Consider the following 19,688-nt stretch of genomic DNA (forward strand, 5'->3'; position numbering starts at 1 on the left):
CACGCTGCAGGATGCCCCTGCCCTTTCAGGCATGGGGAGGAATGCGACGTTCCTTTGTCGGTGGCTTGGGTGGAATACGCCGTAGACATGCTTTCATCTGCTCATGTATTATCGACAGGTAGATGAAACTATGATATAATTCAGAGTATGAAAACGGTATTAACAGCGAAACTCAAATTGAATACAACGCCCGAGCAATTCAAGGCATTACGTACAACGCAACTGGCGTATCGTGATGCTCTCAACTATGTGAGCCAGTACGCCTTTGCGAATGGCAAGTTGAGTAATGCTATTCGTTTGCAAGATGCCACCTACGATGAGATCCGCCTCCGTTTTCATCTCCCTTCGCAAATGGCCTGTTCTGTTCCTCGCCAAGTTGGTGCCACCTATAAAGGCTTATGGACAAAGGTGAAGAACAATGCTGCTCATCGTAAGGCAGGTATCACCAAGAAACGGTATAAAGGGCTTGATCAGGCTCCTACGTTTCTCTCTTCCACGTTGACCTACCAGTATAAGAAGGACTACACGTTCAAGAAAGAGCAGCACGTGAGCCTTCTCACGCTCGATGGACGTATCGTTGTGCCCTATACTGGCTACAATAAGCATGTGGCATTGATCCAGCGTGGTGTGGAGATCGGTGCATCGAAACTCTGGTATGACAAAGCCAAGAAGCAATTTTACCTCCTTGTCTCCCTGGAAGTTGAGATGGCTGATCCTACCCCCGAAACACACAAGCAAGTCGTTGGCGTGGATGTGGGGATGCGATACCTTGCCGTCACGGCGACAATGCAAGGCGATTGCACCTTCCATGCTGACCCCTCCATTGTTGCTAGATCCCATCACTATGCACGACTGAGAAAGCGTCTGCAAAAGAAAGGCACTCGTTCTGCAACGAGAAAGCTCGTTGCCATCAGTGGACGAGAGAGACGGTTGAAAGCAAACTGCAATCATGTCGTGAGTAAACGGATTGTGAAGCAATATCCTCAAAGCTTGATTGGACTGGAGCATCTGACAGACATTCGCGAGCATACCAAACGACGGAAAGGCAAGCGAGCCAGTACCAAACAGCGAAAAGCCAATCGTACCTTCTCCAAATGGGCTTTTTCTGAGTTGCACAGTATGATCGCCTATAAAGCGCTCTTGCATCGAAGTATGGCGATCAAGGTGGATGCCAACTTTACCTCGCAGGCCTGCCCCAAATGTGGGCATACCTGCAAAGAGAATCGTCCACACAAGGGCCTGCTCTTCGTCTGTCAGAATTGTCAGTACACGCTCCATGCCGATCTGGTTGGCGCGAGGAATATTGCGATGCGAACGCTTCTTATCCGGCAAGACTGGATAGGAACGGGCCTCTTGTCAGTACGCCCTGATGTGTCGGACGATGAAGCCAAAGCAGCACGCCTGAAAAGGTATGCTGAATTGCGGTGGAGTTCAGACACAACTCCAAGCCCTCGGCTTTAGCCGTAGGGTACTGACACTCAAGAAACAATTCAATGCGATTCGGCGCGAGCAATTCCCTTGGACGTGGGAGGTCACCAAGAACGCCTCTGATCAGCCCTTTCTCGATCTGGGCAAGGCATTTACGGCGTTTTTTGAAGGTCGTGCCCGCCGCCCGAAGTTCAAAAGCAAGAAGCGCAGTAAGCCGAGTTTCTACCTCGCCAACGATCAGTTTGAACCCGGTGATCACCGCATCTGGGTTCCCAAGCTCGGATGGGTGAATATGGCAGAGAACCTGCGCTTTGTGGGCAAAGTGACGGGAGCACGGATCACCAAAACAGCCGATTGGTGGTTTGTGTCCATCCAGGTCGAAATGCCAGAGACCCTGCCGGAGAACAAACCAGCAGCCATAGGGATCGACGTGGGCCTCAACCGGCTGGCGACCTTGAGTACGGGAGAGGGAATCGAGAACCAAGCTTTCCTCAAAACGGCTCTGGGGAAACTCCGTCGGGCAAACAAGCGGCTCCATCGCAGGAAGGTGGGATCAAAAAATCGGGAGAAAGCACGCAGACAGGTAGCACGGCTCCATTATCGGATTACCTGTTTACGCGATGATGTGCTCCACAAGCTGACCACCAAACTCGCCAACTCGTACGGGATCATTGGCATTGAGGATCTTCATCTCAAAGGGTTGCTGAAAAATCGCACGCTGGCTCGGTCATTTTCTGATGCTGCATTAGGGAAACTGTTATCGCTTTTGACCAGCAAGGTCGAGCAGCGAGGAGGGCAGGTGATCAAAGTGGACCGCTTCTTTCCATCGAGTAAAACCTGCCATTGCTGCGACTGGAAGTGGGAAACCATGCAATTGTCGGACCGTGTGTTCCTCTGCCAGAACCCCACATGTGCGTATTATCAATTCGGGCAGGATAGAGATCAGAACGCAGCTTTGAATATCCTGCGTGAAGCCCTCCACTTGATCGGGCTCATTGATCAAGCCGTCTCCGGTACTGGCTCGGACGAAGACGTAAACTGGGCTGTGGACGCGGGGTAAGACCAAAAATGTGCCGGTCACATTGAGGCATCTACGAATGAAGCAGCAACAACGAAATTCTGTGTGGGTGTGTGCTTGCATACATTTGCATACGAAAATTGGAGCAGTTCTCACTCTCCTACGGCCTCGCGGCCCAGCACAAACAATTCACGCAATTGCGAGGTCGACATCTCCGTTAGCCAGTTCTCACCACTGCCAATAATGTTCTCCGCCAACGCCTTCTTGCTCTCAATCATGGCGTCGATACGCTCCTCCAGCGTCCCCACACAGACAAACTTGTGTACCTGGACATTGCGCTGCTGCCCGATACGAAACGCGCGGTCCGTCGCCTGGTTCTCCACCGCGGGATTCCACCAGCGGTCGAAGTGGAAGACGTGATTGGCCGCCGTCAGGTTCAGTCCAACGCCACCCGCCTTCAAAGACAAGAGAAAGAGCGGAGCGTCGTCGCGCTCATCCTGGAAACGCGTTACCAGTTGATCACGCACCTTCTTCGGCGTACCGCCATGAAGGAAGAGGACTTCACGCCCCAGTTGCTCTTGCAAGTGCCGGCGCAATAGTTGGCCCATCTCGGCGAATTGCGTAAAGATCAGGGCCTTATCGCCTTCCGCCAGCACCTCATCCAGCATCTCTTCCAGGCGCAATACTTTGCCCGAACGCTTGCCCAGAGCACTCTCGTCCCCCATAAAATGCGCGGGATGATTGCAGACCTGCTTCAAACGTAACAGGGCCGAAAGGATCATGCCCTTGCGCTCAATGCCTTTAGCATCGTCGATTTTCTCTAGCATCTCCTTGACGACCGCGTCGTAGAGCGAGGCTTGCTCCTGCGTCAGGTTACAGAGCACCTTCATCTCCATTTTCTCTGGCAGGTCCTGGATAATACTTTTATCGGTCTTGACCCTGCGCAAGATAAAGGGCTGTACAAGTTGCTTGAGCACTTGCGAACGCTCCGTGTCGTGATAGCGCTCAATCGGCAGAACAAAGCGCTGGCGAAAGTCCTGCGCCGAGCCAAGGTAGCCAGGATTGAGAAATTCAACGATGGAGCGCAGTTCAGAGAGGCGATTCTCTACGGGCGTGCCCGTCAAGGCCAGCCGATAGCGCGACTTCAGCTTCTTGATGGCCTGCGTCTGCTTCGCCTCGTCGTTCTTGATATTCTGCGCCTCGTCAAGGACAGTATTCTCCCACGCTACCTGGTTGAGTAATTCCTGGTCGCGTAACGCCAGGGCGTAGGTTGTTAACACGACATCATGTTGGCGCACTTCCTGCACAAATTCCTCGCCAGAGAGCCGCTCAGCTCCATGATGGACATGCACGGAGAGCGAAGGAGCAAAGCGCTGGACCTCACGCTGCCAGTTGCCCACAATAGACATAGGACAGATGACCAGCGTCGGCAAGGCCCGCGCGCCCTGGGGCAGATGCGCCCGCTCGTAGAGCAAGAGACCAATTAGCGAAGCGGTTTTTCCCAGGCCCATGTCGTCCGCCAGGCAAGCACCCAGGCTCAAGCGCTTGAGGAAGGCCATCCACGAGACACCACGAACCTGGTAGGGACGCAGTTGTCCCTGGAATGTGGTGGGAATCTCCACCACCTCCAACTGCTCCTTCCCCTGTAGGCGTTTGAGCGTGTCATCCAACCAACCCTCAACCTCAACCTCAACATGCGATACGCCAAAGGACTGCTGCTCTTCGGCCCCGGCCTCTAAGCGCAGCAGGTCGCGCAGGCTCAGCTCCTCTTTACGCATAAGCTTCTTCGCGAAGAATTCACTCGCCGCCTCCAGCTCCTCTGGCCGTAGCTCGATCCATTGACCCCGCACCTTGACCAGAGGCTGCTTTAAGCTTACTAATTCGAGAAACTCTTGCTCGCTGAGTATCTCTCCCCCTAATGACATCTGCCAGTTATATTGCAACAAGCTATCCAGCGTCAGGAAGCCACTACTCTCTTTTGCGGTTGACTCTTTGCCCTTCACATGCAGTTTAGCTGCCAGGCGAGCGCCACGGCTTCCCCACCAGGATGGCACCAGCACCCCGAAGCCGCTCTGTTTCAGGAGAGGGGCCGCATCACTGAGAAAATGGTAGGCTTCTTCCGTGCTTAACGCTACCTCAGTGGGGCGAGCGGAACGCAGCCCTCGCTCCAAAGGCGGGAAGAGGCGAATGGCAACCCCCAGATCCGTCAGCAAAGCTTCTTGAGGATGCTGAAAGGCGCGGTTGAGAAAGGTAGAGGAGCCAGCGCGCGCCTGCCAGACCTGCTCGGCAGAGACTAAGAGGCTGGGATCATCGTTGGCCTGTAAATGAAAGCTCAGCTTCCAGGAGTCTGTCGCCTGGTCTGACTCCCCTTCCTGCGTCTCCTGGTCGCCCGTACCCTCTTCCCCTGGCTGCTCCAGACGGAAACAGGTACGAAAGGGGCGAAACTCGGCGCGAGTCACCACGGGCCGCAACCAGGTTACGACAGCGTCCGTAAAAGCCTGCAAGTCTTCTTCGGAGGCGGCCAGTTCCCCTCCATGTGACGAGGCAAGCGCCTGTACCCACTGGGCCGAGAGAGACATTCCCCGTGGGAGACGCCCCTGGTCCTCCATCTTTTCCATTGAGGTTCGTACTAGCGCGTCGACGCTGCGCTGTAAGAAATTGAGTAAAAGCTCCTGCGGATCAATCTCTACTGGCTGCATCGTACCAGTCACGCGAAACGCGCGGCAGGCAGGTGGCATAGCGCGTGCCAGGCGCGCCACGCGCTCCTGATCCTCTGGCATGAGCGCCAGCGACCAGGAAGCTGCGGCTTTCATCTTTACAGCCTGCTTACTACCATCCCGGCTCGACGCCCTGGCGGGTTCGGGAACCTTTAGAGAGGGCAAAAAGCTCTGGCGTTGTACCAGTTCCAGGGCCAGTTGGGCCGCTTTCATCCAAAAGCGTAAATCGCTGCCATAGCTGTGATACTCGCCAGAGGCGGGAGGCTGCTCGGGCAGGGCAAGCAACATATCACAGGCATGAGTGTCATCAAGAGAGAGCGCCTCTACCAACCAGTCGCGTAACTGCGGCTTGCTTTTACTTGTAATAGGTGTTTCTAGCACAAGCCTGGGCGAAGGAAGAGGGTATTTGCTCGTCGAAGGCAAACGCACAGTCATCACATCATCTGAGGCTTCCAGGCTTCCCCGTTGCGATAAAATCATCTCAAATTGGGCACGCAGTTCCTGTGCCGATGAGCAAAATGGATGGAGAGGTGCGGCATCAGAGTTTGTCGCCTCCACCTCTGACCGGAGTTGCGAGCGCTCTCCCCAGAGGAAGAGTTTCCCTTCTTCGACCGTTTGCCACGTCGCATGTAAAACAGACACGTCTAGCCCCTCTCCAGCTTCAACTTATGTTCTCATTAACCTCACAGGAGGCTATGCGATGGGATCATTCATCTCTTTAGGTTTCTGCGCGAGCGAGGACTTCACCTCAATATAGCGCGCCAGGATAAAGATCATATCTGACAGGCGATTGAGATAGCGCACCACCTCGCCATTCTGAATAACATTATCGTGCAGGAGTTTGACCGCCATGCGCTCGGCGCGGCGAATAATCGTGCGAGCCAGATCCAGCGCGGCCCCATCCAACGTGTCCCCTGGAATGATGAACTTGTTGGGGATCTCGACCTCGCGCTTCAACGCCTCTTCAACCAGTTCGAGACGCTGGACATGCTCAATCGTCATCTTCAGCCCCATGATCTCATAGTTCTCCGGAGGCGTCGCCAGTTCTCCCATCAGGAGATAAAGTTCCTGCTGCACCTGAAAAATAATGGCTTTCACATGTGGATCTTGCGCGACGGCGCGGGCCAGGCCAAGAGCTGACGTTGCCTCATCGACGGTCCCAAAGGTATCAGGACGTGGATCATATTTCGGCACACGTTGCTCCCCCAATAGGCCGGTATACCCAGCATCGCCTGTCCCGGTGGTTACTTTCGCCATATCTTATCCTTCTCTTTCAACTTCTTGCGCAAGATAACGGTACGCCCGGCTTACCCGCCGCCAATCCATCTCTCGTCCACGCACGGGACGCTCTTCATCCCCTGGGAGCAAGCGGTTAGTGGCCAGGAAGCGACGCCGCAGGTTTGAGAGGTCAATAGGTTCGTCGGGTGGGAAGAAGGCGCGATAGAGCAAAGCGGCCTCGGCAAGGGTCAACATTCCATCCCCACTCTCCGGCTCGCGAATGACGTTGAGTTGTAGTGTCTCGCGACCGCCAGTTACTTTGCGCCCCTCCTGTTGCCACCACTCCTCTGGCGATACCCCTATACTCATTTTATCCATATCAGCCAGGTAACGCAGGATCACCTCTGGCTCACGTTGCACATAGGATCGCAATGTATAGAGGGCACTGAGCAAACCCGGGCGCACCTCTGGATCTAGCTCGCGCTCTCCCGTCTCAATCTCCACCACAGGCACCCAACTCACATGCAGGCTTGGAACTGGCTGCTGGTGTAGATTTGGGCGTAGCTGATCCCGATTGGCACGCAGCAAAATACTATGTATCAGCGTAATACCAGCCCCCTGCTCATCGCTTCCCCACACCTGCACCTTCTGCTCCTGCCAATCCGCCTTCAATTGTACTAACGAAGCATCCTGCGGCCAGAGTAACACTGCCTCCAGGGTTCGCTCTACAGCATCAGAAACCAGTTCATTCCCCAGCACCAGGCGCATAGGAGGTCCCCACGGGCCATCACGCAAGAGGACCCATAGCGACCAATCACAGACCGCAAAGGCCGCCACCCCAGCAGTTACAATCAACCGTCGAGGTACAGCCTCACGTGAGGGGCGTGCCTTGATTGAGTTGCCGGGCCTGGAATTGGGTGAACGCATCGCTTCCTCGCCAGACTAAAGGCATTTCCACTTAATTAGAGAAGATGTGCATACATGCATAGCCTATTGTATCTCATAGGTGGATGTCTTGCACACAGAAGCGTCTACGCACCCAACAACACTTCCCACTTTTGGACATAGAAAAAGGCACCCCCTCTTTGCAGTCAGAGTGCCAGCGTTGTATGCAACCAGTCTTAAGACGGTTTAAAGACCAAAGATCGCGTAGAGACTAAGGGCGAATGCTGCGCATAGAAGAGTCGCAATAAGCACATAGGTATAGTAACGTTTGAGTTCTTTGCTGCGATCAAGAGCGACCGCTTTAGCGCCAGCTTTGCGCGATGGTATTTGTTTTTGCATCTTTTTCCCCTTAGTGAACATCTATTCAGGGTGATAAGTAACCTCTGTACAAATGATACGATTGAGGCTCGTAATCGGTTGTAACATTACAGCAATTGTACCCAAACGACGGCGGAAAAGCAATGCCGGGATGACTTACATTATGGCAATTTTGTCAGAGTTGGATCTGGCAAGGGAGAGATCGTATCCTGATAGCGCTCCAGCACACGCCGAGCTTTGACATGATCGCGCTCAAGGGAGACGCGGAAGAGTTGTTCGCAGAGCATCAAGGCTTCGGCGGCCATGGCGCGCCTGGTGGCAGTCATATTTCCTAGTAGATCATGCCTCCGAGCAGAGCGAAAGAGGGAGTGAACCTTCTCCAGGAGATCGCTCAGGGTCTCGTGTGAAGGGGAAGTTTCTTCTTGTGGCTCCTGTAGCGCAGACGCCACATGTGAGAAAAACTGACTACAGGTCTGTACCACAGCAGAATATTCACTGTTACGTGCATCTAAGAGGGCCTGCAAGATGCGTCGCTCGTCGGCTTCATCCAGCGCGACCACGGAGAAGAGGCTGGCCTCGCCCCCCAATTCTTGAATGTCGTGGGCAAGCTGCGTAAAATGCTTCTCCACCTCTTCCGAATGCGGCAAGAGATACACCGAGTTCTGCAAGGCATATGCGCCCAGGTTTTGCAGGCGTCGCCATACCCACACTCGCTTCTGGGACGGCTCGCTCGGTACTTTGTACGTCAATTGTAACCAGCGCATCGCATCATGCTCGGGCATTTTCTCGCTACACCTCATTCATTGAGTGGCACACGTAACACATGTTACGCATAATAGCTTATAGCAATGGTACTCGAAATGGGTGAATAAAGTCAAGCGTAGAGCACTAGAGGTGCTTAGACACCACGATACCAGGTCATGCCATCTCCATAATCATGCACCAGCAGGGGAGAGGGCGCGAAGAGCAAGCGTATAATCACATAGAAGTCGCCGACAGAGCCCGCCGCATTTAGTGTCAGTAGAAGCCAGAGAAATAGGCTGAGACCCAGTGAGGCAAAAGGCAGTACAGCAACGCCAATGAGCGTGACGAGGAGAAAAGGTGCCAGCCCGATAATGAGAAACGGCGTACGCGGAATGTACCATTCTGGCGCCGAGGCATAGGCATAGATCCACTTAAAGCCAAAGTGTGGCCAGGCTCGCGTAAACACCCAGAAGAAGATTCCATGTATTAACTCATGCACAAGCATACAACCAAACACGGTAAATGCCATCGCCAGAATGCCCTCCAACAACTGCCAGCCGCCAATCGTCACCGATGCACTCCGGCCCAAGCTCTCCCGATGAAATAAGAAAGCAATATAGGCAAAAGCCAGGGCGAACAAGATAAAGAGCAGCAAACCAACGCCATTGAGTATCCAGGCGAGCTTTTTATCTTTCGCGAAATTCACCTCACCACACGGGGTATATCCCTGCGGTAGACTTGTCACAGCCTTCATCGTATCCCTCCTTGTATACTTAAATGCTAGGCACGCTTCATATGTAAGTATACACAATTTTTGTGTCCTATTACCCTTCCTGAGAAGCCCATTCTTGCATAGAATTCACCAAACCAGTGGTATGATGCCCCCGTCTTTTCAGCGGGGAGGAATGCCACCTTCCTTTTGTGAGGAGGGAGGCAGGGATCATGCTTGTATGCTTCATCCGCTCTCTCTCCTTGACATGTGGCTGAATATCCAGCTATACTTCAGTCATGAAAACGGTGATAATAGCCAAAATCAAACTTCATACCACATCAGCACAGTTTCAGCTCTTGCGTGCGACCCAGCTCTCCTATCGCGACGCGCTCAATGCCGTCAGTCGCTACGCCTTCGCACACGGCAAGATGAGCAACGCTGTTCGCTTGCAAGAAGGAACCTACCAGGAGATCCGTACCCGTTTTCATCTGCCCTCCCAAATGGCCTGCTCCGTTCCTCGCCAGGTGGGAGCCACCTACAAGACTCTCTGGACAAAGGTCAAGCAGAATGCGCAGGCCCGGCAGGCAGGCAAGACCAGGAAGCGCTACAAAGGGTTGGACCAGCCTCCCACCTTTGTATCTCCTACCCTGACCTACCAGTATGGCAAGGACTACAGCTTCAAGAAAGGGCAGCAGGTCAGCATCTTGACGCTTGAGGGGCGTGTCGTGGTTGAGTATACTGGCTATAATCAGCATGTCGCTCTCATCCAGAAAGAGGCCGAGATTGGCTCAGCCAAACTCTGGTATGACAAGCCCCAAAAACAGTTCTATTTGCTGGTCTCCTTGGAGCACGAGAGCGCGGACCCAACGCCAGAGACCCACAAACAGGTGGTGGGCGTGGATGTTGGGATGCGCTATCTGGCCGTCACCTCGACGTCGACCGGAGAGGCAACCTTCCATTCGGGCAAACGCCTGGTGGCCAGGTCGCATCATTACGCACGGCTGAGAAAGCGCCTTCAACACAAAGGCACTCGTTCCGCTACCCGCCGACTGGTGCGAATCAGCGGACGAGAGAGACGGTTGAAGCAAGACGCCAATCATGTCGTTTCCAAACGCATCGTACACACCCATCCTGGTAGCCTGATTGGCCTGGAAGATCTGACCCATATCCGTGAGCGGACCAGGCGCAAACATGGCAAGAAAGCCAGTCGCAAGCAGCGCAAAGCCAATGCCACGTCCTCCAAGTGGTCGTTTGCCGAGTTGCATGCCATGATTGCCTACAAAGCCTTGCTCCACAAAAGCATGGCCATCAAGGTGGATGCTCATTACACGAGCAAAGCCTGCCCCAAGTGTGGGCATACCTGCGATGGCAATCGACCCAACAAAGGTTTGTTGTTTATCTGTCAGAACTGTCAGTACACCTTGCATGCCGATCTGGTGGGTGCCAGAAACCTTGCGATGCGGACGTTGCTCATCCGACAGGATTGGGTGAGCACGGGGCAGTTGTCATTTGCCCCTGATGTGTCGGATAGCGAAGCCAAAGCAGCACGCCTTCGCCGGTATGCTGAATTGCGGTGGAATCCAGGCACAAGCCCCAGGTTTCAGCCGGGGGTATCTGACTTCAAGTGCTAGACTTAGTGCGAGTTCCAGAGACCTGTTGTGCAATGGAGTCAGCGTTCCTGTGCTCAACTAGGATGAGGAACGCCCTCTCTTACACAAGAGGTCTCCTGATCTTGCATTAGGAAAGATGAGCATGGTGCTTTGTAAACACAGAGAGGTGATACATGCAAGATATTTATGTCATCGCGGGCGCGAGAACCCCTGTGGGTGTCCTCCAGGGTTCACTCTCCGATGTGTCAGCTATCGACCTGGGTGTCATCGCAGCCAGGGAGGCACTCCAGCGCAGTGGTGTCGATCCCCAGCAGGTGGACCAGGTGGTGATGGGGAATGTCATTCAAACGAGCAAAGACGCGATCTACTTCGCGCGGCATGTGGCTCTTAAAGCAGGACTGCCTATAGAGACCCCGGCGCTCACCGTAAATCGCCTCTGTGGCTCTGGCCTGCAAGCCATCGTCAATGCCGCCCAAATGCTGCGCCTGGGCGAGGGAGAGATCGCGCTGGCGGGCGGTGGCGAGAATATGACCCAGGCCCCCCACGTCATCCGTGGCGCCCGCAACGGCTTCAAGCTAGGCGCCGCGCCCCAACTCGAAGATAGCCTGTGGGAGGCCCTGGTTGACAGCTATATTGGCTGCGGCATGGCGATCACAGCCGAGAACCTGGCCGAGAAGTATCAACTCTCACGCGAAGAGGTAGATGCCTATGCCCTGCGCAGCCAGGTCGCGGCACGCAAGGCCCAGCAGGCAGGCTACCTGGCCGAAGAGATCGTCCCTGTCACGCTTAAGGATCGCAAGGGTAACGAAATCACCTTTGCCCAGGATGAGGGCATTCGTGATACCTCGCTTGAAGCCCTGGCTAAGCTCCCAGCACGCTTCCGCAAGGGCGGCGTCGTCACTCCCGGCAATGCTAGCGGCATCAACGACGCCGGCGCCTGCGTGATCCTGGCCACCGAGGACGCCGTCAAAAAGCATAACCTCAAGCCTTTGGCACGCATCATCTCCTGGGGCGTTGTCGGCGTGCCGCCCGAAATTATGGGCATTGGCCCCGCTAACGCCATTCGCCAGGCGCTCAAGCGCGCCGATCTCGGCCTCGACCAGATGGATCGCGTCGAGGTCAACGAGGCCTTTGCTTCGCAGTACCTGGCAGTGGAGAAAGAACTGGGCCTGGACCGCGACAAGACCAACGTCAACGGCGGCGGCATCTCCATCGGCCATCCCCTGGCCGCCAGCGGCGCACGCATCACCCTCGCGCTGCTCAATGAGCTACGTCGCAATCACTTAAAATATGGCGCGGCCTCCCTCTGCATCGGTGGCGGGCAAGGCATCGCAGCCGTCTTCGAGAACGTTGGCTAAAAACTTTTAGAAGATGACATACTATGCAGTGGCAGCCTGAGGTTGCCACTGCATAGTATGTCATCTTCTGGGTGAGTGCCGCAGGCACGAGGGAACAGGCTAATCCACTTATACATGGCATTATGCTATAATGGGCTACTACTACTAGGGATGCGATAAGGACCGCTTTTCAACGGTGAACAGTGGACTTCAGCGCCTTTCATCACATGTGCCACACGTTGCATTCAAGGGTTTCTATTGAAAGACAACGAAGTATCTTACTAACCAGGAGGAATCGCAATGGGTAATAACCTCAACTTCGAGGATACAGACACTATTTTAACTGAGGATCGCCTATTTCCCCCACCCAGCGATGTCGTAGAAAATGCCAATATTACCGCTTATATGCGCTCCAAAGGCTTCAATGACTACGAATCTTTCTATCAGTGGTCACTGGAGAACCGTTTCGAGTTCTGGGAAGACATGGCTAAAGAACTGCACTGGTTCGAGCCATGGACGAAGACCTTTGAATGGACGGAGAAGCCCTTCTTCAAGTGGTTCACCGGCGGCAAATTCAATATCGTCTACAACTGCCTGGATCGCCACCTGGAGAGCGAGACGCGCCACAAGGTTGCCTTCTACTGGGAGGGCGACGATGGCTCCAACCGCACGCTGACCTACGAGCAGCTCTATATCCTGACCAACCGCATGGCTAAGGCCCTGCAAAACCTGGGCATCCAGAAAGGCGACCGCGTCGCTATCTACATGCCTGCTATCCCCGAACAGGTTGCCGCCCTTCTGGCGGTCGCGCGCCTGGGCGCGGTGCATACCGTCGTCTTCGGTGGCTTCGCCGCCAACGCCCTGCGTGAGCGTATCAATGACGCGGGAGCCAAGGTCGTGATTACGGCGGACGGCAACTATCGCGGCGGCAAGCATATCCAGCTCAAGAAGATCACTGACGAGGCCCTGGAAGAGACGCCAACCGTGGAGAAGGTGCTTGTTGTACGTCGCCTGGACAGCGAGATCAACATGCAGGAGGGGCGCGACTTCTACCTTGATGAGCTCTTTAAAGAGATTCCCGAAGACACAGTTGTACCTTGCGAACCCATGGATAGCGAAGACCTGCTCTATATCCTCTATACCAGCGGCAGCACCGGCAAACCCAAGGGCGTTGTGCATGTCCAGGCCGGCTATGCCGTGGGCACCTACACCACAACGAAGTTTGTCTTCGATATGAAGCCCGAGGATGTTTACTGGTGCTCGGCCGACATCGGCTGGGTCACAGGACATAGCTATATCGTGTATGGCCCCTTGATGAATGGCGCGACCAGCGTGCTCTTCGAGGGCACTCCCTCCTATCCCACCCCCGATCGCTGGTGGAGCATCATCGAGAAGTTCAAGGTCAGCATCTTCTACTCCTCGCCCACCGGTATCCGTGGCCTGATGCGCTTTGGCGAAGAGTGGCCCGCGAAGCATGATCTCTCCAGTCTGCGCGTTCTCGGCTCTGTGGGTGAACCCATCAATCCCGAGGCCTGGATGTGGTACCGCCGCAATATTGGTCGCGACGAACTCCCCATCATGGATACATGGTGGCAGACCGAGACCGGCGCGATCCTGATCAGTCCAACCGTCATCCTGCCGCTCAAGCCCGGTAGCGCTTCGCGTCCATTCCCCACCATCGAGGCCGATATCGTGGACAAAAACGGCAAGGCGGTCGGAGAGAACAAAGGCGGCTTCCTGATCGTGCGCCATCCCTGGCCCTCGCAAATGCGTACCATCTATCGCGATCCCGCACGTTACCAGACCTACTGGGATACCATTCCCGATGTCTACTTCGCTGGCGATGCCGCGACAAAAGACCAGGATGGTTACTTCCGCGTCCAGGGCCGCGTTGATGACGTCATCAAGGTCAGCGGACACCGCCTGGGCTCTATGGAGATCGAGTCCAGCCTGGTCAGTCATCCCGCGGTAGCCGAGGCCGCCGCTATTGGCAAGCCAGACGAGGTCAAGGGTGAGCACGTTAAGGTCTTTGTCATCCTCAAGGATGGCCATGAGGCCTCCGACGAGATGGAGAAGATACTGAAGCTCCATGTGCGCACCAACGTTGGTCCCCTGGCCGTACCTGACGAGCTCGAATTTGTGCCGAGCCTGCCCAAAACCCGCTCGGGAAAGATTATGCGCCGCGTCATTCGCGCCCGCGAGCTCGGCGAGCCGGTCGGCGATACCAGCACCCTCGACGCATAATGATTTATAAAAATAAGTTGATAGTGAGGTGCCCTATGTAGCCTAAGGCTGCATAGGGCACCTCACTATCAACTTATTTTTATGTCGTCTCTCATGCTGTCCAGGCTCGAAAACCCCTGCTATTTCGCCTTCTAATCTTGACCGTACATCGAAGCTAGGTTATAGTAGAAACCAACTCAGTCTATAATATTCAGGACTACGCTAAGAAGAGAAGATATTCCTTTTAGTTAGGCCCCCACACGCATCTTCTTTTCTGGGATGGTTGGAGGGGGTTCGCGAGGTTTGGCACGTTCCTCTGTAAAAACGCCTCCCTGTTAAGGGTGAACACACGAAAGGAAAGCGCGGCGACAGAGCCTTTTCCATCTATCCAGGAAGCTCGCATGTCGCCCGCCAGGTGAGTGAGGCAGAGCCATATGCCCGAAGTACAGCAAAAACAAGATCTTCATGCCTATTTGACCACGCTAATTAAGCGCGCGGCGGCGGCATACATTGAACGTGAGGGAATCGCTTACGACGCCGAACAGCTTACTATCGACCTGCGCTTCTCAGCCCAATCCAGCTTTGGCGACTACTCTATTCCCGTCATGCCCTGGGTCAAGAATAAGCTCGGTCGCCCCCCTCTGCAAATCGCGGAGGCACTGGCGACTTATATCAATGAGCTGCACGTTCCTGAGCTTGATAATGTCAACGCGACCAAGCCCGGCTTTGTGAATTTCCGCTTGAACCGCGCGGGTGTGGGCCGCAGCATTATCGAGCGTGTGCTCGAAGAGGGTCCCGACTTTGGTCAGAGCCAGGTCGGGCTTAATCAACGCATCATCGTTGAACATACCGCGATCAACACCAATAAGGCCGCGCACGTCGGCCACCTGCGTAACTCCTGCCTGGGCGATACCGTCGTGCGTATGCTCCGCTCACAGGGCTACCATGTCGAGGCTGAGAACTATATCGACGACTCGGGCGTCCAGGTCGCGGATGTGGTAGTTGGCATGCTGCTCCTGCAAAAGGGCGAGCTACAACTGGCCGAAGGCAATGAGCAGCTTCCCGACGAGTCGTTTGACTACTATTGCTCACGCATCTATGTGGCCGTGAACAGGCTCTATGAGCAGAAGGAGTCGGAGCAGGGTATTGCCGCGATTCAGTTACGCCGCCAGGTGCTACACTCCATTGAACATGGCGATGAGCCAGAGGCTGGCCCCGACTACCCTGCGATGGCCGCTGATCTCTCGCACCAGATCGTGCAAGCCCATCTTAAGACCATGGGACGCCTCAACATCTCCTATGATCTCCTGACCTGGGAGTCGGCGATTTTGCAGGCCGGACTCTGGCAGCATACCTTCAACTTCTTGCGCAAGCATAATCTGCTCGAAAAGCCTGAGACTGGCCCCGCCGCTGGCTGCTGGATTCTCCCCTTTGGCGATGGGGAGAGCGATGGCGAGCGCATGAGCGATAAGATTCTGGTGCGTAGCGATGGGACCGCGACCTACACCGCCAAGGATATCGCCAACCAGCTCTGGAAGTTTGGCATTACCGACGATCCCGAGTTCAACGTTCAGTTTCACTTCGTGCCCTGGGGCACCCAGCATGATGGACGCCAGCTCTGGACCATGCGCACCCCCAAGGATGCCTTCAAACCTGAGCAAGAGAGTGATCCCAAACGCTTTGGCCATGCCCAGCGCGTGGTCAACGTCATCGATGTGCGCCAGTCCTACCCACAGCAGGTTGTATACGAAAGCCTGCGCCGCTTAGGTTACACCGAGCAGGCCGAGAACTCGAAGCACCTGGGCTACGAGGTCGTCACGCTTTCGGCCGCGACCGCCGCCAGCCTGGGCATCGATACCTCCGATGGCCGCGATTTCTACGCCATGTCGGGACGCAAAGGCATCGAGATCAAGGCCGATGACCTGATCAGCACAGCGGAACAGCGCATGCGCGAGGTTCGCCGCCAGGATGAACGCCCCGAGATCGATGAGAAGACGGCCTCTGTGCTGGCAGCATCGGCGATTCGCTACTTTATGATTCGCTTCAACCTGCAACAGATCATCGCCCTGGATATAGACGAGGTGCTTCGCCCCAATGGCGATACCGGCGTCTATCTCCAGTACTCCTACGCACGCTCAAACAGCATCTTGCGCCGTTTGCAGGCATCTGGCTATACTATTCCTACCAGGCTGAATGGTCTACCAGAACAGCTTGAGCAGAGCGAGTGGGAACTGTTGCGGCATATTGATGCCTACCCACGCCGCCTGGCGGAGGCAGCTGAGCAGATGTCGGCCTCGGCACTAGCCACATATGCCTACGACCTGGCAGCTCATATCAGCGATTTCTACGAACATACGCCTCCAATCGTGAAAGAAGAGAACGAACAGATGAAGGCCTTCCGCGCCCTGCTCGTTCAAGCCACGGTTCAAACAATGAATAATGTCCTGCGCATTCTAGGTTTTGAACCCCTGGAGCGCATCTAGACACCACTGCGGAGAGTTACCGTGAAACGTTCTGTTTTATGGTCCCATCTCGGTCAGCCCGGTCTTGAGCACCTCTTCCTCCATGCCCGTGAAGAGGAGGTGCTCGCCGATGGACAGGCCATTACCATGGAACAAGGGATGCCCCTACGCGCCCACTATGTTGTCCGTTGTAACTCCGACTGGCAAGTCACCCAGTTTGATATCGATATTCTGGGGCGCCTGCAGGCTGACCTCCACTTGTGCGCCGATGGGAAAGGAAACTGGTTCTTTGCAGAAGGAGAACCCATTCCAGACCTGGCAGGCTGCGTCGATATCGACATCTCCATCTCCCCTTTTACCAATACGCTGCCCATTCGTCGCCTACAACTGGCAGTCGATGAGTCAAAGGAAATTCTGGTAGCGTATGTCGCCCTGCCTGACATGCAGGTCACACCTATTCGCCAGCGCTACACTTGTTTGAGCGATCTTCCAGGCGAGCGCGTCTACCGCTATGAGTCGCTGGATAGCGAGTTCAGCACCGAGATTACGGTTGATGACGACGGCCTCGTCATTAACTATCCACATCTCTTTGAGCAGCTCACCGTCCGCTAATCACTATCACCAATCAGACGTCTTTTATTCATGAGCGTAGTGAGTATCACATGATATGCTGAATGGTTCATGTGATACTCACTACGCTCACGCGGCATTCTCTACAAAATTTTTGTGGCAATCGTGGCAACCTCCACGTTGCCTTTGAGGGATCAAAAAATGCAAGGCGAGACAACGAACTTTCCCAATGAGATGCATACCATCGAAGACTTCCAGGCCTTTCACCGTTGGCTGGACGCCCAGAAAGGCTTCGCGACTGACATCTTCTTAAATATGACGATGTTAAGTGGAGAGATTGGTGAAGTCGCCCAGGTACTGAAGCAGGTCTATTTCATGATCGATCCTGCCCACACGGATCAAGAAGTAAAAACACTTGAGGAGGCCCTGACTATCCATCGTGAAAACCTGGGCCAGGAGCTAGCCGATTGCCTGGCCTACATCTTTAAGCTGGCCAACTATACCGGCGTCGATCTACAACAGGCCTACCTGGAGAAAATGGCCAAGAATCTGCATCGTACCTGGAAGTATCAAGCAGAGGAAGAATAAGAGAATGGGCATGATTTGTGGACGAATGCCCACAAATCATGCCCATTCTCTCATTCTTGGAAGCGCCGTAGGCGCTCCCAGTCAGGCGTCAGAGCCGAAACAACTAACCCTGCTTCTGGCGTGCGGCGTTGATCTGATCGCGTGTGCGCCGGGCCTCTGCCGCCGCGGACTGGGCGAAGTCCTCACCCTCGCTGGCGTAGAGGATAGCACGCGAAGAAGAGATAATCGCAAGCTCGCTCTGCGCATCCACACCCGCCTGGACCGCCGCCTCCAGGTCGCCTCCCTGGGCACCAATGCCAGGAATCAGGATCGGCATCTGGGGACAGATAGTGCGAATCTGACGCAGTTCCTCGGGATAGGTCGCCCCAACCACCAGCCCGCAGTTGCCCGCAGTATTCCAGGACTGCACGCGCTGGGCAACGACTTCATAGAGGGGGCGCAGTGTCCCGTTCTCATTCTGCACGCGCAGATCCTGAATGTCGCGCGCCCCTGGATTGGAGGTGCGACACAGCAGGAGGGTACCCTTGTCGCGATACTCCAGGAAAGGAGCCACGCTATCATAGCCCATATAGGGATTGACCGTCACAGCATCGCAACCATAGGTCTCAAAAAAGGTTTTCGCATATGCACGCGCGGTATTGCCGATATCGCCGCGCTTGGCATCCGCGATCACAGGAATATGCGCAGGTACAGCCTGGACTACTTCCTGGAACGCCTGGAGACCCGCCGGCCCCAGGACCTCGAAGAAGGCCAGGTTCGGCTTAAAGGCGCACGCATATGGGGCCGTCGCTGCGATAATATCCTGACAGAAACGCACAATCGCACTCATCACTGGCTCCTGGCGTAGCGAAGCAGGCAGACGTCCAGGCTCGGGATCCAGTCCAACACAGAGCAGGCTTTCCTGTCGGCGCGAGGCAGCGAGAAGTTTCTCGGCAAAGTTCATCTGTATGTCCCCTTTTATGAAATAACCTGATCGGCGAATACTATTGTAGGGCCCATGCTTGCATGGACTTGCTCCTACGAGATCCACACCCTCAGCGCTTGAAGTCCAAGCCAGCTTGGCCCCTACAACTTTTGTGCGTCGGCAGCTTGCTGTTTGGCCAGAAAGGTACGCCCTTTCCCCAGTTCGGTGTTGATCGGCACCCCGTCGCGGCAGAAGGGGCACTCCTCGGCGGTATAGGTTTGCAGTGGGAGCTCGACTAGCGCATGAATAGGCACGCCTCCAACCTGTTCTGGCCCCACATTGCCACGATTGCACAGCACGCTCAAGCCAATCACGTTACCGCCATAGCGCCGCACCGCCTCAATCGTCTGGCGCGCCGAGCCACCTGTGGTCAAAATATCCTCTACCACCAGGACATTGCTACCCTTAACAAACTTGTCGTAGCCGCGGCCAAAGAAAAATTGTTTATCCACGCCATCGGAACCCTTCTCCGCGAAAACCGCCAGGATCTCGCCCGAGGGCTTGCGCCGCGTCAAATGATAGGCCGTCCACTGCGAGAGAATTACCGCGCCAATTGTTGGACCCACCACCACGTCGATCTGCTCAGGATCATAGGGCTGTCCCATACGCTCGCAGAGCGACGAAATCAGCTCTGGTCTTAAATAGAGCGCATCTTTATTCACATACACCGAACTATGGCGCCCCGAACTATAGACAAAATGACTATTTGTGATGATCGCGCCTGCCTGCTCAAAGAGTTCCATCAATGTTGCATCACTACTCATATTTTCCACCTTCTCATTCTGGTTCTTAAGCGACCTCTCGCGCCTGCGGCGCTCGCTTAGGTGGTGTGGT

Annotated in this window: 16 protein-coding genes; 8 read left to right on the forward strand and 8 right to left on the reverse strand. The window is 55.0% G+C overall.

The window, feature by feature from the left end:
* Positions 1-147 precede the first annotated feature (147 nt).
* Positions 148-1,461: an RNA-guided endonuclease TnpB family protein gene (locus KTE_RS04325; protein WP_201378897.1), complete on the forward strand. Its 1,314-nt coding sequence runs from the start codon at positions 148-150 to the stop codon at positions 1,459-1,461.
* Positions 1,412-2,488, forward strand: a complete 1,077-nt coding sequence (locus KTE_RS04330) for a transposase (protein ID WP_236600282.1) — start codon at positions 1,412-1,414, stop codon at positions 2,486-2,488. Before KTE_RS04325 ends, KTE_RS04330 begins: the two co-directional genes overlap by 50 nt.
* A 110-nt stretch (positions 2,489-2,598) precedes the next feature.
* Here the strand turns inward: KTE_RS04330 and KTE_RS04335 are convergent, their stop codons facing one another.
* From KTE_RS04335 to KTE_RS04360, 6 genes are all read right to left on the reverse strand, one after another.
* Complete coding sequence (locus KTE_RS04335) at positions 2,599-5,805, reverse strand: DEAD/DEAH box helicase (protein WP_201378899.1); 3,207 nt, start codon at positions 5,803-5,805, stop codon at positions 2,599-2,601.
* Positions 5,806-5,856: 51 nt separating this feature from the next.
* Complete coding sequence (locus KTE_RS04340; RefSeq protein WP_201378907.1) at positions 5,857-6,420, reverse strand: cob(I)yrinic acid a,c-diamide adenosyltransferase; 564 nt, start codon at positions 6,418-6,420, stop codon at positions 5,857-5,859.
* Between the two features lie 3 nt (positions 6,421-6,423).
* Positions 6,424-7,308: a hypothetical protein gene (locus KTE_RS04345; RefSeq protein WP_201378909.1), complete on the reverse strand. Its 885-nt coding sequence runs from the start codon at positions 7,306-7,308 to the stop codon at positions 6,424-6,426.
* A 204-nt stretch (positions 7,309-7,512) separates the two neighbouring features.
* Entirely contained in the window at positions 7,513-7,665 is a 153-nt protein-coding gene (locus tag KTE_RS04350; protein ID WP_201371858.1) for a hypothetical protein, read from the reverse strand.
* 140 nt (positions 7,666-7,805) lie between these two features.
* The gene (locus tag KTE_RS04355; RefSeq protein WP_201378911.1) at positions 7,806-8,426 is read right to left on the reverse strand and encodes a Chromate resistance protein ChrB; all 621 of its coding nucleotides are present in this window, start codon (positions 8,424-8,426) and stop codon (positions 7,806-7,808) included.
* Between the two features lie 116 nt (positions 8,427-8,542).
* Positions 8,543-9,142, reverse strand: coding sequence for a DUF3267 domain-containing protein (locus KTE_RS04360; protein ID WP_201378912.1), 600 nt, complete (start codon positions 9,140-9,142; stop codon positions 8,543-8,545).
* A 254-nt stretch (positions 9,143-9,396) separates the two neighbouring features.
* Here KTE_RS04360 and KTE_RS04365 point away from each other — a divergent pair, with 254 nt between their 5' ends.
* The 6 genes from KTE_RS04365 (at position 9,397) to KTE_RS04390 (ending at position 17,890) form a co-directional block, all read left to right on the forward strand.
* Positions 9,397-10,731 (forward strand): RNA-guided endonuclease TnpB family protein, encoded by a 1,335-nt coding sequence (locus tag KTE_RS04365; protein WP_201378914.1) that lies wholly within the window; start codon positions 9,397-9,399, stop codon positions 10,729-10,731.
* Between the two features lie 152 nt (positions 10,732-10,883).
* Entirely contained in the window at positions 10,884-12,068 is a 1,185-nt protein-coding gene (locus KTE_RS04370) for an acetyl-CoA C-acetyltransferase (RefSeq protein WP_201378917.1), read from the forward strand.
* A gap of 279 nt (positions 12,069-12,347) precedes the next feature.
* Positions 12,348-14,291 carry an acetate--CoA ligase gene (acs, locus tag KTE_RS04375; protein ID WP_201378919.1) on the forward strand — a complete coding sequence of 648 codons (1,944 nt, stop codon included), beginning with the start codon at positions 12,348-12,350 and terminating at the stop codon, positions 14,289-14,291.
* 413 nt (positions 14,292-14,704) lie between these two features.
* Positions 14,705-16,753: an arginine--tRNA ligase gene (locus KTE_RS04380; protein WP_201378921.1), complete on the forward strand. Its 2,049-nt coding sequence runs from the start codon at positions 14,705-14,707 to the stop codon at positions 16,751-16,753.
* A gap of 21 nt (positions 16,754-16,774) precedes the next feature.
* Positions 16,775-17,344, forward strand: a complete 570-nt coding sequence (locus KTE_RS04385; RefSeq protein WP_201378923.1) for a putative glycolipid-binding domain-containing protein — start codon at positions 16,775-16,777, stop codon at positions 17,342-17,344.
* Between the two features lie 159 nt (positions 17,345-17,503).
* Positions 17,504-17,890: a MazG nucleotide pyrophosphohydrolase domain-containing protein gene (locus KTE_RS04390; RefSeq protein WP_201378926.1), complete on the forward strand. Its 387-nt coding sequence runs from the start codon at positions 17,504-17,506 to the stop codon at positions 17,888-17,890.
* A gap of 103 nt (positions 17,891-17,993) precedes the next feature.
* On the opposite strand, the gene pyrF is transcribed toward KTE_RS04390, so the two are convergent.
* The gene (pyrF, locus tag KTE_RS04395) at positions 17,994-18,833 is read right to left on the reverse strand and encodes an orotidine-5'-phosphate decarboxylase (protein WP_201378928.1); all 840 of its coding nucleotides are present in this window, start codon (positions 18,831-18,833) and stop codon (positions 17,994-17,996) included.
* A gap of 122 nt (positions 18,834-18,955) precedes the next feature.
* Positions 18,956-19,618 (reverse strand): phosphoribosyltransferase family protein, encoded by a 663-nt coding sequence (locus tag KTE_RS04400; RefSeq protein WP_201378930.1) that lies wholly within the window; start codon positions 19,616-19,618, stop codon positions 18,956-18,958.
* Between the last annotated feature and the right edge of the window lie 70 nt (positions 19,619-19,688).

The organism is Ktedonobacter sp. SOSP1-85 (assembly GCF_016587415.1).
In the GTDB taxonomy this organism is placed as follows: domain Bacteria; phylum Chloroflexota; class Ktedonobacteria; order Ktedonobacterales; family Ktedonobacteraceae; genus Ktedonobacter.